The sequence below is a fragment of the Cryobacterium sp. MP_M3 genome, from assembly GCF_015752155.1.
GTDB lineage: Bacteria > Actinomycetota > Actinomycetes > Actinomycetales > Microbacteriaceae > Cryobacterium.
In genome coordinates this window covers 295,945-311,814 of the sequence record NZ_JADOVI010000001.1, presented here as the reverse complement: position 1 = coordinate 311,814, position 15,870 = coordinate 295,945, and the positions used below count along the sequence as shown (strand labels likewise).

Below are 15,870 nucleotides of genomic sequence, written 5' to 3'. Positions count from 1 at the left end.
TAGCGTCCCGCCCCTAGCCCTCCGGGATGATGCCGGTCGACACGAGGCTCCGGTACCAGAGCGCGCTGTCCTTGGGGATGCGTGCCTCGGTGTCGTAGTCGATGTAGACGATGCCGAACCTCTTGGAGTAGCCGTAGGCCCACTCGAAGTTGTCCATGAACGACCAGACCTGGTAGCCGCGCAGGTCGACGCCGCGCTGGATCGCCCGGTGGGCGGCCGTGAAATGCCGGCGAAGGTAGTCGGTGCGCTCCAGGTCGTGCACGGCAGGGCCGGTCGGTTCCTGCACGACGACGTCGGCGAAGGCCGCGCCGTTCTCGGTGATCATCAGCGGCTGGCCGGGAAATTCGTCGCGCAGCTTGACCAGCAGCTCTTCCAGGCCGGCCGGCTCGATGTTCCAGCCCATCTCCGTGTAGGGGCCGGGCTGGGCGAGGAACTCGACCCGCTCGGCGCCGGGCCACGGCGAGGCGCCGACATCCATGTGCCCGTCGGAGTGCTGGCGCGGCGAGACGCCGTCCCAGAGCCGCACGAGCGTCGTGGAGTAGTAGTTGACGCCGAGCACGTCGAGCGGCTGGTGGATGATCTCGGTGTCACCGGGCCGCACGAACGACCAGTCGGTGATGCCCGCGGTGTCGGCCTGGACATCCGCCGGGTACTCACCGGTCAGGAGCGGGCCGAGGAAGACCCGGTTGCCGAGGCCGTCGATCTGCCGCACCGCTTCGGGTCCGGTCTCGCCCTCGCCGCGGATGACGTGCAGGTTGAGCGTGATCGAGAAGTCGGGGTCGTTGGTGACGACCTTCTTGAGCTCGGTGATCGCGAGGCCGTGCGCGAGGTTGAGGTGGTGCACCGCGGTGAGCGCCGCCGCGTCGTCGGTGCGGCCCGGCGCGTGCGCGCCGGAGGCGTAACCGAGGTAGGCGGAGCACCACGGCTCGTTGAGAGTGGTCCAGGTGTCGATCCGGTCGCCGAGGGCCTCGCCCATGATGCGCGCGTAGTCGGCGAAAGCATACGCGGTGTCCCGGTTGGTCCAGCCGCCCTCGTCCTCGAGCGCCTGCGGCAGGTCCCAGTGGTAGAGGGTCGCGATCGGGCGGATGCCGCGGGCCAGTAGCCCGTCGACGAGGCGCCCGTAGAACGCGAGACCGTTCTCGTTGGCCGGGCCGCGGCCGGTCGGCTGGATGCGCGACCAGGCGATCGAGAACCGGTACGCGTGCAGCCCGAGGGACTCCATCAGGTCGAGGTCTTCCTCGAGGTGGTGGTAGTGGTCGCTGGCCTTGTCGCCGGTGTCGCCGTTCTCGACCTTGCCCGGGGTATGACTGAAGGTGTCCCAGATCGACGGACCCCGGCCGTCCTCGTCGAACGCGCCCTCGATCTGGTACGCGGCGGTGGCCGAACCGAAGATGAAGCCCTCCGGGAACTCGAGCCCGGAGTCGCGGTAGTCGGGGTTGCCCTGGCGGGAAACGGTCATGAGAGGGTTGCCTTTCCGTGGGCGGATTTCGTGGTGTCGCCTCCCACGCGCCGAGCGCGGAATGCCGCGGTCGAGTCGCAGTGCACGGTGACACCGTCGCCGTTATCCACAATCGTAAAGGTCACGACGATGGTGCCGAGCGGATTCGACACCCGCACGGTGCGCGTCGGCGCTCCGCCCGGGTAGACGGTGAGCAGAACGTTCTCGGTGAAGTCGTAGTCCGGGACATCGTCCCTGGCCCCGGTCGCGAGCACGGCACCCTCCCGCACCCAGAGCGGGATGCTGTCGAACGCGTGCGTCTCCCGGCGCCAGGCCGGGCCGGTGGCGGTCTCGCCGGTCAGGTAGTTCGTCCACGTTCCGGCCGGCAGGTAGTACGACACGTCGCCGGCCTCGCTGAACACCGGGGCGACGAGCAGGTCGTGGCCGAGCAGGTACTGGCGGTCGAGGTAGTCGACCGCAGGGTCGCCGGCGAATTCGAGCTGCATCGGCCGCATGAACGGGATGCCGGTGCGGTGCGCCTCGAGGCCGACCTCGTAGAGGTACGGCATCAGCGAGAGCTTGAGTTTCGTGAACCGGCGGGTGACGTCGACGGCGCTCTGCCCCGGCGCCTCGGTGCCGTCGTCGAAGAGCCACGGCACCCGGTAACTGGTGGAGCCGTGCAGCCGGGAGTGGCTGGACATGAGCCCGAAGGCGAGCCAGCGCTTGAGCACGGCCGCGTTGGGCATGCCCTCGAAGCCGCCGATGTCGTGGCTCCAGAACCCGAAGCCGGAGAGGGCGAGGGAGAGCCCGCCGCGCAGGGTCTCGGCCATCGACTCGTAGCTGGAGGAGTTGTCCCCGCCCCAGTGCACGGGCTGCTTCTGGCCGCCGACGGTGGCCGAGCGGGCGAAGAGCACCGCGTCGCCCGTGCCGCGGCGCTCCTGGAGCACCTCGAACACGGCTGCGTTGTAGAGCTGGGTGTACCAGTTGTGCATCCGCTCGGGGCTGGAACCGTCGTGCCAGACGACGTCGAGAGGGATCCGCTCGCCGAAGTCGGTCTTGATCGCGTCGACGCCCTGGTCGAGCAGGCGGCGCAGCTTGCCCTGGAACCAGGTCACGGCATCCGGGTTGGTGAAATCGACCAGGCCCATGCCGGCCTGCCAGAAGTCCCACTGCCAGACGTCGCCATTGGCCTTCTTCACGAGGTAGCCGGCGGCCTGGGCCTCGGCGAAGATCGGGGCGCGCTGGGCGATGTACGGGTTGATCCACGCGCTCACGTGCAGGTTCCTGCCGTGCAGGCGGGCGAGCATGCCCTCAGGGTCGGGGAAGACGCGGGGGTCCCATTCGAAGTCGGTCCAGTTGAATTCGCGCATCCAGAAGCAGTCGAAGTGGAAGACCGAGAGCGGCAGATCCCGCTCGGCCATGCCGTCGATGAAGGAGTTCACCGTGGCCTCGTCGTACTTGGTGGTGAACGAGGTCGACAGCCACAGGCCGTACGACCAGGCCGGCACCTGGGCTGGGCGCCCGGTCAGCGCGGTGTAGCGGCTGAGGATCTCCTTGGGCGTCGGCCCGTAGATCACGAGGTACTCGAGGTGCTCGCCGGCGACCGAGAACTGCACCTGTTCGACCGATTCGCTGCCCACCTCGAACGAGACGTGCTCCGGGTGGTTGACGAGCACGCCGTAGCCCCGGTTGGTGAGGTAGAACGGGATGTTCTTGTAGGACTGTTCGCTCGAGGTGCCGCCGTCGGCGTTCCAGATGTCGACGGTCTGGCCGTTCTTCACGAGCGGGCCGAACCGTTCGCCGAGCCCGTAGACGAGTTCGCCGACGCCGAGCCCGAGCCGGGCGTGCGTGTACGCGGATGCCGGGGCGAGCCCGGTCGCGGTGACGCCGGAGACCCCGGTGGGTTCCGCGGCGATGGGGGCTCCGGCCGCGAGCGAGATGTGGCCGATCGACTTCGCACCGCTCTGGGTGAGGGTGCGCCCGTCGGCCTCGAACCGGAGGTTCCAGGGGCTGCCGCGGTCGATCCGGGCGGTCAGGGGACCGCTGGTCACCGATCCGCCCGTGTCGTCGACGGTGACGGTGCCGCTGCCGCGGGTCTGGCCGTCGAGCTCGAAACCGGGCTCGGTGTGACCGCCGGTGTCCTTGGCCACCCGCACCCGGATGATGCCGGGCAGCGGTGACGAGAGCGTCACCGAGAGCAGCGCCCGGTTGAGCACGTCGCCACGGTGGGCGATGACCCTGGTCGGCGCGTCGATTCGCAGCGCGTCACCGTCGGGGCCCGCATCCGTCACTGTTTCGAGGTCGTACGCCTCCTGGGCGTAGAGGGGGGTCACGCCGGGGCGGACATGCCAGAATCCATCGGTGAACTTCATGATTACTTGACTGCTCCCGCGGTGATGCCACGCGTCAGCGTGCGTTGGAAAATGAGGAAGAAAATGAGCGTCGGCAGCAGGCCGAGCAGTGCCGAGGCGCTCGTGGTGGTGACGTCCATCAGCCGGTCGCCCTGCAGCACGCTGATCGCCACGGGCACGGTCTGGTTCGCGTTGCTGACCAGGAAGGTCAACGGAATGAGGAATTCGTTCCAGGTCCAGATGAAGAAGAAGATCAGAAGCACCGAGAGCGTCGGCCGGCTGATCGGGTAGACGACCCGCCAGAGGATCTGCCAGCGGCTCGCCCCGTCGAGCGACGCGGCCTCGAGCAGTTCCCTGGGGAAGGTGCCGTAGACCGAGGCGAGCAGGTAGGTGCCGAACGCGCTCTGGATGACTGTGAAGATGATGATCACGGCCCAGACGTTGTCGTACAGGCCGACCTGCTTGAACATGTAGTACAGCGGGTAGAGCAGGGCCTCCTGCGGCACCATGTTGGCCAGCAGCACGAGCACGACGATCCAGGTGCGTCCGCGCACCCGGCCGATCCCGATCGCGAAGGCGTTGAACATCGAGATGCCCACCGCGGCGACCGCCACGACGGTGGAGATCAGGATGCTGTTCCAGAGCTTCTCCGGGAAGTTCACCCGGGTCCAGAAGTTGACGATGCCGTCGAAGTAGAGGTTGGTCGGCAGGGTGAGCGGGCCTGAGCTGTTGTAGTCGGCGGGCGACTTGAACGAGTTGACCAGGATCATCAGGAACGGGACGGCGATGAAGAAGCCGATCAGGATCGCGACGACCAGGATGACCCAGTCGCCTGCCGACTTGCGGGTGCGCACCTTCGGCAGTCTCGGGGGTCGGGGTGCCACGGCACGGGCGGGGCGGAGTTTCTCGGTCAGGCTGGACATTTCTAGCGCTCCTCGTCCCGGCGCTCGAGCCGGGTCTGGAAAGTGATGAACACGATCGCGACGATCGCGACCACGACGGTGAGTGCCGTCGCGATCGTGGCGCCGTAGCCGACCTGCTGGTTCTGGAAGAACTCGCTGTACGAGTAGTAGCTGGGCACGATCGTGGACGTTCCGGGGCCGCCGCGGGTGAGCGCGTAGATCGGGCCGAACACCTTGAGGGCGGCGATCGTGCAGGTGAGGGTGACGACGAAGATCTCGGGCCGGATGATGCCGACCGTGATGGCCTGGAACCGCTGGAACCAGTTGGCCCCGTCGAGTTCGGCGGCTTCGTACAGCTCGGGGTCGACGCGTTGCAGCGCGGCCATGAAGATGACGATCGGGTAGCCGAGCTGCACCCAGACCATGATCACCATGATGCTCGCGAGGGCCGTGTCGGGGCTGCCGAGCCAGTTGTGCTGGAGCGACTCGAGGCCGACGGCGCCGAGCACCTGGTTGAGCGCGCCGTTCTCGGGGCGGAGGATCCAGCCGATCACGATCGCCGCGATGACCACGGGGAGGATCTGCGGCAGGTAGTAGGTGGCGCGGAGGAAGCTGGCGATCCTGCTGCCGAACTTCTTGCCTACCAGGTCGAAGAGCATGGCCGCGAGCACGAGGCCGAGCAGCGTCGGCACGATCACCATCGCGACGATCATCGCCACCGAGTTGCCGAACGAGGTCCAGAAGACGTCGTCACCGAACAGCTTCGTCCAGTTCTCGAAGTTGTTCCAGACCGGCGGGCGGATGCCGCGGTAGGAGGTGAAGGTCAGGTACAGGTTCCAGCCCAGCGGGATGAGAACGATGATGGTGAGGAGGAGCAGGCCGGGCAGAAGGTAGATCCAGAAGCCACGGCCGGTCGCCCCGGGGATGAGGCTGGTGATCGGGGCGGCGCCCGCGGGCGCCTTCCGCGAGGCGGTCTTCGTGCCGGCAAACGGGGCTGGTGTGGCCATCGTCGTGCCTTTCTTGAGTTCGGTGGTCGGGCCTCGCGCCCGGTGGTCGAGCGTGTCGAGACCCCACGAGGGCCTCGAGCCGCCCCGAGTTGCGGAGAAAACACCTTCACCCTCGAGTCAAGGGTGTTTTCTCCGCAATTCAGCGGCCGGGAGGACTACTTCTTGATGTCCTTGATGCCGTCTTCGTATTGGCCGCCGAGCTGGGTCAGCACGTCCTTGGACGACTTGGTTCCGTTGATGAGCTCCTGCAGGCCGGCGTTGAGCTGGTCGTAGAAGGTCGGGGTGGGCCAGTCGGGGTAGAACGCGATGCCGTCTTCACCGGTGAGGGTGTTGAAGTTGTCGATCAGTTCCTTGCTCTTCGGGTCGGTGATGTCTGCCGCGTTCGCCGCGACGGGCACGCCGCCGTTGTTGCCGATCAGGGCCTGGATCTCCGGTCGCATGGTGATGTCGATGAACTTCGCCGCGAGGTCCTTGTTCTTCGCGTTCTCCGGGACGACCCACATGTTGCCGGCGGAGCCGGGCGACATCTTCGCGCCGGGGTAGAGGAAGGTGCCCCAGTCGAACCCCTTGACCTCGGTCGTGAAGCGGTTGTACCACCAGCTGCCGGAGAAGAAGATCGGGTTGGTGCCGGCGATGAAGGCGGTGCCGGCATCCTCTGCCTTGGTGCCGCTGGCGTCCTTGCTGATGTCGGTCCAGTCCTTGATGGTCTCCGTGGCGTAGCTCAGTTCCTTGCCCTGCCAGTCGACCTTGCCCTTGTAGAGCTGGTAGTCGTCGACGAAGCTTCGGTCGGCCTTGGTGAGGGCGAGCTGGTACCAGAGCTGGCCCAGCGGGTACTCGGCGGCCGACTCGGCCAGCGGGGTGATCCCGGCGTCGGCGAAGGTCTTGAGCGCCGCCTCGAATTCGGCTTGCGTGGTCGGGATAGCGATGTTGTACTTCGCGAACATGTCCTTGTTGTAATAGACCTCGACGAATTCGCCGTAGTTGGGCACGCCGTACCAGGAGCCGGAGCCCATGATGCCGTTTTCGTCATACTTCGCCGTGGTCTGCAGCGACGGTGCGAGCTTGTCGGCCCAGCCGTACTTCTTGACGGCGTCGTCGAGGTTGCTCAGCAGGCCCTGGCTGGCCAGGAGCCCGGCGGTCGCGTTGCCCTTGTTGTACTCGAGCACGTCTGGGGCCTTGTCCGAGTTGAGCACCTGGCTCGCGGTCGAGCGGATCTGCTCGAAGCTCTTGGCCTCGAACTTGACCTTCGCGCCGGTCTCCTTCTCGAAGGTCTTGATCGCCTGGTTCCAGGCGATGCCCATCGCGCTCGTGTCGCTCTCGAAGTCCCACAGGGTGAGGGTCTTGCTCGCGTCGTCCGCCGCGCCGCCGCCCCCGCCGTTTACACAGCCCGACAACAGGGCCGCCGTTGCCGCCATCGCCACGACGGCGAGAGTGCGCTTACCTAATCTCACGTTCTACCTCCTTGTAGTGGGCGACGCCGGCCGCCCCGAAACCCTGAGCGAAACGCAATCGAAACGCTTCGATAGTTGCAGTGCCTATCGCCTGCCGAAACGCTTCGACAGTGGGTCGCTTTGAAGCATAAGGGCGGGGGGACGCGCGCGCAAGGGGTTTGTGGAGAATTGCAACATATCCGCGCGAGGGGGCTCGGTTGGCGTCAGCGGAGGGGGGCGGGAGGCGCGATCGATCCGCGCTCGAGGTAGCGCGGCGGCACGAGCTCGACCCGGGGGGCGATCGGTCCGGCGACCTGCTCGATCGCCAGCTCCACTGCCCGCGTGCAGGAGTCGGCCGCGACCAGGGGGATGGTGTCGAGGGCAGGCTCGAAGTGATCCGTCTCGAAGCTCGCGCAGGCTGAGATCACCGACAGGTCCTCCGGCACGCGCAACCCGCGTTCGCGCAGGATGTCCATCACGGCCGCCTGCACCGCCTCTTCGCAGTGCAGCACGAGGGCGGTCATCCCCGGCAGCGCCCGGTAGAGCTCGTCGACGGCCGCTCGCACGCTCGACCCGTCACGCTCGGGCATGGCGAACGCCGTTCCGATTCCCCGCGCCGCCGCAGCGCGGAAGAAGCCGTCCCGGAACCGGGGCGGAAAGTTGGAGCCGCGCGCATACACGCCGGGAGAGTGGCCGATGAGCCCGATCGCCCGGTGGCCGGCGTCGGCGAGGCGACTGATCGCCAGGGCCGCCGCGGCTTCGAAATCGAGGTCCACGCAGACCAGCCCCTCGGCGTCCCGCGGAACCCCGATGAAGACGGCCGGCGTGCCGAGCTTCCTGATCACCCCCACCCGGTCGTCGTCGGCCGCGACGTCGAGCACGATGATGCCGTCGACAAGGCGGCTGGAGGCGACTCGCCGCAGTCCGCTGGTGGCCTCATCCTGGGTGAGCAGCAGCACGTCGTAGTCGTGGGCGCGGGAGGCCTGCGCCACGGCGAGCACGAAGGCCATGTGCGCAGGCGCGTAGGTCTCCGCATGGAACGGCGCGGTCAGCGCGAAGATGTTGGTGCGCGTCCCGGCAAGCATGCGCGCTCCCGCGTTGGGCCGGTAGCCCAACTGTTCCACGGCATTGTTGATGCGGAGCCGGGTCGACTCCGCGATGGAACGCTTGCCGGAAAGCGCATAGGACACCGTGCTGATCGACACGCCGGCCACCCGCGCCACGTCGTGAATGCTCGCCATGAACCCCTCGAATCCCTCGTGGCACAGTCTGCCGCATCAGGCCGTGCGCGGCATCCGGTCAGGTCGTGCAGGCTACCGTGCGGGTGCGCCCGGGTCCGGCTCAGACCGGCCCTGCTCGGCCTGCTCGGCCTGCTCGGCCTCCTCGGCCTCGGCGGCCTCGGCGGCCTCGGCGAGGGTGCGGATGACGCGGGCCGGGTTGCCGACGGCGATGACACCCGGCGGCACATCCCTGGTGACCACGGAGCCGGCGCCGATGACACTGCCGGCGCCGATCGTGACACCGGGGCAGACGACGACGTTCCCGCCGAGCCAGACGTCGTCGCCGATCCGGATCGGCAGCACCCGTTCGTAGCCGGCCCGGCGTTCGCCGACGTCAAGGGCGTGGATCGGGGTGTAGAGGCGTGCGCTCGGCCCGACGAGCACGTTCTTCCCGATCGTGATCTCCCCACCGCCGAGGGCGAGGAAGTCGGCGTTGATGAAGGTGCCGGACCCCACGTGCAGGCGCGAGCCGTAGTCCAGGTAGAGCGGCGGCCGGAAGTCGACGCCCTCGCCGGCCGTGCCGAGCATCCCGGTGAACAGTTCCTGGGCGGCATCCCTGTCCTCGTCGAAGAGGGCGGTGATCTGCCGGCAGGTGCGCTGGGTGCCGATGGTCAGCTCGGCGAGCTCGGGGCCGGAGCGGTACCGGTACCAGTCCCCCGCCACCATCTTGTCGAATTCCGAGCGACCGGGGTCCGGCGTCGGCCTATTTGTTTGAGACATGAACATATCCTATCGGTGGCCGCCCGCCGAATCAGCGTCCGCCGCTGCGGCGCTTGTTGAAGATGTCGAAGGCGACCGCGAGCAGAAGCACAAGCCCCTTGATCGCCATCTGCCACGCCGCGTCGACCGAGAGGATCGAGAGGCCCATGTTGAGGACGCCCATCACCAGGCCGCCGACTATGGCCCCGACGACCGTGCCGATGCCTCCCTGCACCGCGGCACCGCCGATGAAGACGGCCGCGATGGCATCCAATTCGTAGTTCTGGCCGGCGGATGCCACGGCGCCGCCCGCGCGGGCCGTGCTGACGACCCCTGCCAGGCCGGCGAGCACGCCCATGTTGACGAAGACGTAGAAGTTGACCCACTTCGTCTTCACGCCGCTCATCATGGCGGCGAACAGGTTGCCGCCGATGGCGTACACGTGCCGGCCGAACACGGTTTGGTTGAGCATGAACGTGTAGAGCAGGATCAGCACGGCAAGGATGATCAGGATGATCGGAGTGCCACTGTATCCCGACAGGAGCCAAGCCAGCCACATGATGGCGACGATCGCGATGCCGTTCTTCAGCCAGAGCTGGGTGAGCGTCTCGCGGGGCAACTCCAGCCGGCGGAGGGTCGCCCGGGTGCGCAGCTGCTGCAGCACGAGCGCCACGCAGGTGACCAGCCCGAGACCCAGGGTCAGCACGTCGCGTCCACCGAGTTCACCAAGGAAGCCCGGCAGCCAGCCGGCCCCGATCGCGGTGAACTGGTCGGGAAGCCCGCTGATGGTGCCGCCGGTCAGCAGGACGAGGGTGAGACCTCGGAAGATGAGCATTCCGGCCAGCGTCACGATGAAGGCGGGGATGCCCACGAACGCCACCCAGAAACCCTGCCAGGCCCCGACCAGCGCACCGACGAGCAGGGCGAGCAGCACGGACGCCCACCAGGGAAGGCCCCACACGTTCGTGGCGATCGCCGAGACCGCACCGACCATGGCGACCACCGACCCGACCGACAGGTCGATATGGCCGGCGATGATCACCACCACCATGCCGACGGCGAGGATCAGCACGTACGCGTTCTGCTGGATCAGATTGTTGACGTTGCCCGGCAGCAGCAGGCGCCCGTTGGTGAGCACCTGAAACAGCACGACGATGACGACCAGGGCGGCGAGGATTCCGTACTGGCGAAAGTTGATGGCCAGCCGCGGCTTGCGCTTGGCGGGAGTGGTGGTTGTCATTGCGGTTTAGTCCTTTCCCGCGGTCATGTAGTGCATGAGGGATTCCTGGGTGGCGTCGACGCCGGCGACTTCGCCGGTGATCCGGCCGTCGGAGATCGCATAGATGCGGTCGGAGATGCCGAGCAGCTCCGGCAGTTCAGAGGAGATGACGACGACGGCTTTGCCGGCGGCGGCGAGTTCGTTGATGATTCCGTAGATCTCGTACTTGGCGCCGACGTCGATTCCACGCGTCGGTTCGTCGAGGAAGAGGATGTCGGGGCCGGCGAAGATCCACTTCGACAGCACCACCTTCTGCTGGTTGCCGCCGGAGAGTTTGCCGGTGATGGCCGAGACGGTCGGCGCCTTGATATTCATCCGGGTGCGGTAGCTCTCGGCGACCTTGTATTCCCGGTGGCGGTCGATCACCCCGTACTTCGCGAGGGTGGCCAGGGCCGCGGCCGAGACGTTGACGGTGATGTCGCCGATCAGGTTGAGGCCGTATTTCTTGCGGTCCTCGGTGGCATAGGCGATCCCATTCCGGATGGCCTCGTCGACGGTCCGCACGGAGATTTCCTCGCCGTTCTTGTAGACCCGACCGGAGATGTTGGTGCCGTAGGAGCGGCCGAACAGGCTCATTGCGAGTTCGGTGCGGCCGGCCCCCATCAGTCCGGCGAAGCCGACCACCTCGCCGGCCCGCACCGTGAAGGAGGCGTTGTCGACGACCTTGCGTGCCGTGTCGACCGGGTGGTAGACCGTCCAGTCCTCGACCCGGAGGATCTCCGCGCCGATCTTGGGTTCGCGCGGCGGGAACATGCTGTTCAGGTCGCGGCCCACCATTGAGCGGATGATCCGGGCCTGGGTGGCATCCGGGCCGTGCATGTCGATCGTCTCGATCGTCTTACCGTCACGGATCACCGTGACGGTGTCTGCGATCCGGCGGATCTCCTTGAGCTTGTGGGAAATGATGATGCAGGTGATGCCCTGCCCGCGGAGGTGTTCGATCAGGTCGAGCAGGTGGTCGGAGTCTTCGTCGTTGAGCGCGGCGGTCGGTTCGTCGAGGATGAGCAGCTTGACCCGCTTGGAGAGGGCCTTGGCGATTTCGACGAGCTGCTGCTTGCCAACGCCGAGTTCGAGTACCTTGGTGGCCGGGTTCTCGTCGAGCCCGACCCTCGCGAGCAGGCTCGACGCCTCGAGGTTTGTCTTGTTCCAGTCGATGACGCCGCGCTTCGAGTTCTCGTTGCCGAGGAAGATGTTCTCCGCAATAGAGAGGTACGGGCTCAGGGCGAGTTCCTGGTGGATGATGACGATGCCGACGGCTTCGCTGTCGTTGATCGAGCGGAAGGCGGCTTCCTCGCCCTCGAATTCGATCCTGCCGTCGTAACTGCCGTGCGGGTAGACGCCGCTGAGCACCTTCATCAGCGTGGACTTCCCGGCCCCGTTCTCCCCGCAAATGCCGTGGACCTTGCCGCGTTCCACTTCGATCGAGACCCCGTCGAGGGCTTTGACCCCACTGAAGTCCTTCTCGATGCCGAGCATCCGAAGAATCGGACCATTCATGACTGGCGCTCCTGTCAGCGTGTTTCATCGGTGGTGCAGCGTGCCGAAATGGTGGCGGGACCGGCCGGCCCCGCCACCCGGGGAGTCGACCTAGAGGCCGACGTCCGAGGCCTTGATGAACCCGGAATCGATGAGCTTGGTCTGCACGTCGTCCTTGGTGACGACCTCGGGGGCGAGCAGGAACGACGGCACGACCTTCTTGCCGTTGTCATAGGTCTTGGTGTCGTTGACCTCGACCGTGTCGCCCGCCGCGATGGACTGGATCATGGTGAAGACCTGTTTGCCCAGGGTGCGGGTGTCCTTCCAGACGGTCATCGACTGGGCGCCATCGAGGATCGCCTTGACGTTGGCCTTGTCGGCGTCCTGCCCGGTGATCAGCGGGTAGTCAGCGCCGGGCTTGTAGCCCGCGGACTTGAGCGAGGCTTCGATCCCGACGGCCAGGCTGTCGTTGGGCGAGAGCACGACGTTGACCTTCGCGCCGTTGCCGTAGAACGAGGAGAGACGGTTGTCCATCTCGGCCTGGGACTTGTCAGAAGCCCAGCCCTGGATGCCGAGCGTCGTCCACTCGTCGTTGGACTTGGGCGCCTTGCCGCTGGGTACGACGAGCTGGCCGCTCTCGACGTAGGGCAGCAACACGTCCCAGGCGCCGGAGAAGAAGAACTTGGCGTTGTTGTCGTCGGGGCTGCCGGCGAAGGGCTCGAGGTTGAACGGGCCCTTGCCGTCGGCCAGGCCGAGCTGGGCTTCGATGAACTCGCCCTGCAGCTGCCCGACCTTGTAGTTGTCGAAGGTGGCGTAGTAATCGACGTCCTTGGTGCCGTTGATCAACCGGTCATAGGCGATCACCGTGGCATCCTGCTTCTTGGCCTCGGCGAGCACGGGCGAGAGCACCTTGCCGTCGATGGATGCAACGACCAGGATCTTGGCACCACCGGCGACCTGGTTCTGGATCTGGCTGATCTGCTGGTCGGTCTTGTTGTCGGCGTACTGGAGGTCGACGGTGCAGCCGGCGTCTTCGAGCTGGGTCTTGAGACCCTCACCGTCGTTGATCCAGCGCTCGAGGCTGCGGGTGGGCATCGAGATGCCGACGTTGCAGTCGGCGATGGCCGCGCCGGTGCTTCCGGTGGAGCCGGTGGTGGTGCCCGAACATGCCGCGAGCGAGAGCGCGACTGCTCCCGTGGCAACGATGGTGAACAGCCTCTTGGTTGTCGTCATGATCTGCTTTCTGCTCTGAATGCTGTGATCGCACGAGGAGGCAGAACTGCCGATCACCTCCTTGTAACGCTGGGTCGACATCCGGTCGAACCGTTTATGTTGACGGCTCCAACATATAGCACCTGTGAGCCAGGAGACAACCACCAAACCCGGCGCCGCTCGGCATGGCCGCTCACTAGGGTGTCAAGCATGACCGCGTACTCGAATCCCGTCCTGCCAGGCATGCACCCCGACCCATCGGTGTGCCGGGTCGAGGACACCTTCTACCTCGTGACCTCCTCGTTCGAGTACTTCCCGGGCCTTCCGCTGCACTCGAGCACCGACTTGGTGACCTGGACACCGATCGGACACGCGATCGACCGGCCGGGCCAGCTCGACCTGGCCGGGGTCCCCGACTCGGGCGGCCTCTACGCCCCCACCCTCCGCCATCACGACGGTCGCTTCTACCTGGCCTGCACAAGCGTCGGCGGCGAGCGCGACGGCTCCTTCCTGGTCACCGCCACCGACCCTGCCGGCCCCTGGTCGGACCCGGTCTGGATCGACGAGGCCAGGGGCATCGACCCGGACCTCTTCTTCGACGCCGGCACGGCCTGGTGGGCCGGCTGCAGGCTGGTCGAACCGGGCGCGTACCCCGGTCAGACCGAGGTCTGGCTGCGAGAACTCGACCTGGCCGCCGGCGCGCTCGTCGGGGAGGAGCACATCCTCTGGAACGGCGCCCTGCACGGAGCGGTCTGGGCGGAGGGGCCGCACCTCTACCAGCGCGACGGCTGGTTCTACCTCGTCGCGGCCGAGGGCGGCACCGAGCAGCATCATGCCGTGTCGGTCGCCCGCTCGCGCCGGGTCACCGGCCCCTACGAGGGCAACCCCGGCAACCCGATCCTGACCCACCGCCACCTCGGCCGCACGGCCGCGGTGCAGAACGTCGGCCACGCCGACCTCGTCGACGGCCCCGACGGATCGTGGTGGGCGCTCGCCCTCGGGGTGCGGCCCCGGGCCGGCGGCCACCTGCTCGGGCGGGAGACCTTCCTGGCTCCGGTGGCCTGGGAGGACGACTGGCCGGTCGTGAACCCGGGGGCCGGGATGCTCAGCGCGGCCGGCAGCACGCCCTTCGACTCTCCGCCCGGCGCGGCCATGCCGACCTCGGCCGGGCTGCACGACGACTTCTCCGCAGCGGCTCCGGCCGGTCACTGGCTGAGCCTGCGCGGCCCGGCGAGTTTCGCGAAGACCGGACCAGGCGGATTGCGACTGACTCCGACCGGCCACGACCTGGGTTCTGCCGGACAGGCCGCGTTCCTCGGATACCGCTGGCGGCATCCGGATGCGAGCGCCGGCATCCGGGTAGTCCCGCCTGCCCCCGGGCTGACCGCGGGGCTGGCCCTGCGGCAGAGCGGGGCGTTCCAGCTCCGGCTCGAGTTGCGCACGGGGCCCTCGGGCGCGCTCGTGACCGCGGTCGAGCGTGACGGCGGGGTCGATCGGGTCCTGGGCAGCGTGCGCCTCAACCCGGTCGAGGCGGCCGACCCGGCCGGCGTTCGGCTCGAGGCACGGTTGTCCGGGCGAGGGGTCGCGCTGGTCGCGACCGCCGGAAGCACCAGGTACCCGGTCGCCGAGACGGATGCCGGGGTGCTCACCACCGAACGGGCCGGCGGTTTTGTGGGCACGTTTGTCGGCCCGTTCGCCACCGGCGACGCCGCCCGGCCGGCCGTCGTCACGGCCTTCGACTACCGACCGGCGACCGCCTGATCGACGCGCGCCGTGCTCTGGCGCGAGACCAGGCTCGTGGCCAGGTCCATCCGCTGCACCTCGAGACCGGGTTCGCGCCGGAGCCGGAGCGCGAGCCGCGCCGCCTCCTCCGCCATTTCGGTGAGCGGTTGGCGAACGGTCGTGAGCGGCGGGCCCACCCAGCGGGCCAGCGGCAGGTCGTCGTAGCCGACGACGGACAGGTCGGCGGGGATCGCGAGGCCGAGTGCTCTGGCCGCCTCGTAGACCCCCATCGCCTGCAGGTCGCTTCCGGCGAAGATGGCGGTGGGGCGGTCGGCACGCTCGAGCAGTTCGAGTGCGCGCAGCCTGGCACCCTCGGGGTGGAAGTCGCCCTCGAGCACGAGCGCCGGGTCGAAGGTGATCCCCGCGGCGTCGAGGGCGGCCCGATAGCCGCCGATCCGTGCGCTCGAGCACATCATGTCGAACGGGCCGCTGATCATGCCGATCCGGGTGTGCCCGAGGTCGATCAGGTGCCGGGTCGCCGCGAGCCCGCCCGACCAGTTGGCCGAGCCGATCGACGGCACGTCGGGGGCAGGGTCTCCCGCCGGATCGACGACGACGAAGGGGATGCCGCGGGTGGCGAGCTGCTGCTTGTGCCCGGCCGAGAGGTCGGAGAAGACGAGGATCACCCCGGCCGGGTTGCGGGCGATCACCCCGTCGATCCAATCGAGGTCGGGCGAATGCCGGTCCCCGCTCTCGGTCAGGATGATGCTCATCCCGTGTTCCCTGGCCACCCGCTCGACGCCGCGGATGATCTCGATCGCCCACACGCTCTCGAGCTCGTGGAAGACGAGCTCGAGCAGGGGCGCCGAGGCGGCTGCGTCGCCCCGGCGGCTGTAGCCGTGCTCCGTGAGGAGCGCCTCGACCCGGCTCCGGGTCGAGGCCGCGACGTCGCCCCGCCCATTGAGCACCTTGGACACGGTCGACAGCGACACCGCGGCGAGGGCCGAGATCGCCGCGAGGGTGACGCGTTCGGAGTCCTCCGCGGTGGTCTTTCCCATCTGAGGTTCCTTTCTC

12 protein-coding genes are annotated in these 15,870 nt (G+C 67.6%); 1 reads left to right on the top strand and 11 read right to left on the bottom strand.

The genetic code is table 11. The features are described from left to right. Positions 1-13: 13 nt before the first annotated feature. The 10 genes from IWX89_RS01395 to chvE all read right to left on the bottom strand — a co-directional run bounded on the left by IWX89_RS01395 (position 14) and on the right by chvE (position 13,095). Positions 14-1,459: a GH1 family beta-glucosidase gene (locus IWX89_RS01395; protein ID WP_196901802.1), complete on the bottom strand. Its 1,446-nt coding sequence runs from the start codon at positions 1,457-1,459 to the stop codon at positions 14-16. Beyond that, positions 1,456-3,810, bottom strand: a complete 2,355-nt coding sequence (gene yicI / locus IWX89_RS01390) for an alpha-xylosidase (RefSeq protein WP_196901801.1) — start codon at positions 3,808-3,810, stop codon at positions 1,456-1,458. The genes IWX89_RS01395 and yicI overlap by 4 nt, the downstream gene beginning before the upstream one ends. Before the next feature lie 2 nt (positions 3,811-3,812). Beyond that, complete coding sequence (locus IWX89_RS01385) at positions 3,813-4,712, bottom strand: carbohydrate ABC transporter permease (RefSeq protein WP_196901800.1); 900 nt, start codon at positions 4,710-4,712, stop codon at positions 3,813-3,815. Positions 4,713-4,714: 2 nt separating this feature from the next. Further along, entirely contained in the window at positions 4,715-5,698 is a 984-nt protein-coding gene (locus IWX89_RS01380) for a carbohydrate ABC transporter permease (protein ID WP_134522819.1), read from the bottom strand. 155 nt (positions 5,699-5,853) lie between these two features. After that, positions 5,854-7,113, bottom strand: a complete 1,260-nt coding sequence (locus IWX89_RS01375) for an extracellular solute-binding protein (protein WP_196902112.1) — start codon at positions 7,111-7,113, stop codon at positions 5,854-5,856. Positions 7,114-7,352: 239 nt separating this feature from the next. Then, the gene (locus tag IWX89_RS01370; protein WP_196901799.1) at positions 7,353-8,369 is read right to left on the bottom strand and encodes a LacI family DNA-binding transcriptional regulator; all 1,017 of its coding nucleotides are present in this window, start codon (positions 8,367-8,369) and stop codon (positions 7,353-7,355) included. A gap of 72 nt (positions 8,370-8,441) precedes the next feature. Beyond that, positions 8,442-9,128 (bottom strand): sugar O-acetyltransferase, encoded by a 687-nt coding sequence (locus tag IWX89_RS01365; RefSeq protein WP_196901798.1) that lies wholly within the window; start codon positions 9,126-9,128, stop codon positions 8,442-8,444. A gap of 31 nt (positions 9,129-9,159) precedes the next feature. Beyond that, complete coding sequence (mmsB, locus tag IWX89_RS01360; protein WP_134522815.1) at positions 9,160-10,347, bottom strand: multiple monosaccharide ABC transporter permease; 1,188 nt, start codon at positions 10,345-10,347, stop codon at positions 9,160-9,162. A 6-nt stretch (positions 10,348-10,353) separates the two neighbouring features. After that, positions 10,354-11,883 (bottom strand): multiple monosaccharide ABC transporter ATP-binding protein, encoded by a 1,530-nt coding sequence (gene mmsA / locus IWX89_RS01355; RefSeq protein ID WP_196901797.1) that lies wholly within the window; start codon positions 11,881-11,883, stop codon positions 10,354-10,356. 90 nt (positions 11,884-11,973) lie between these two features. After that, on the bottom strand, positions 11,974-13,095 hold the full coding sequence (chvE, locus tag IWX89_RS01350; protein WP_134522813.1) for a multiple monosaccharide ABC transporter substrate-binding protein: 1,122 nt from the start codon (positions 13,093-13,095) through the stop codon (positions 11,974-11,976). A gap of 189 nt (positions 13,096-13,284) precedes the next feature. Here chvE and IWX89_RS01345 point away from each other — a divergent pair, with 189 nt between their 5' ends. Then, on the top strand, positions 13,285-14,835 hold the full coding sequence (locus IWX89_RS01345; protein ID WP_196901796.1) for a glycoside hydrolase family 43 protein: 1,551 nt from the start codon (positions 13,285-13,287) through the stop codon (positions 14,833-14,835). Here IWX89_RS01345 and IWX89_RS01340 read toward each other — a convergent pair. Beyond that, positions 14,814-15,854 carry a LacI family DNA-binding transcriptional regulator gene (locus IWX89_RS01340; RefSeq protein ID WP_196901795.1) on the bottom strand — a complete coding sequence of 347 codons (1,041 nt, stop codon included), beginning with the start codon at positions 15,852-15,854 and terminating at the stop codon, positions 14,814-14,816. The two genes, IWX89_RS01345 and IWX89_RS01340, sit on opposite strands and share 22 nt — an antisense overlap. Positions 15,855-15,870 lie beyond the last annotated feature (16 nt).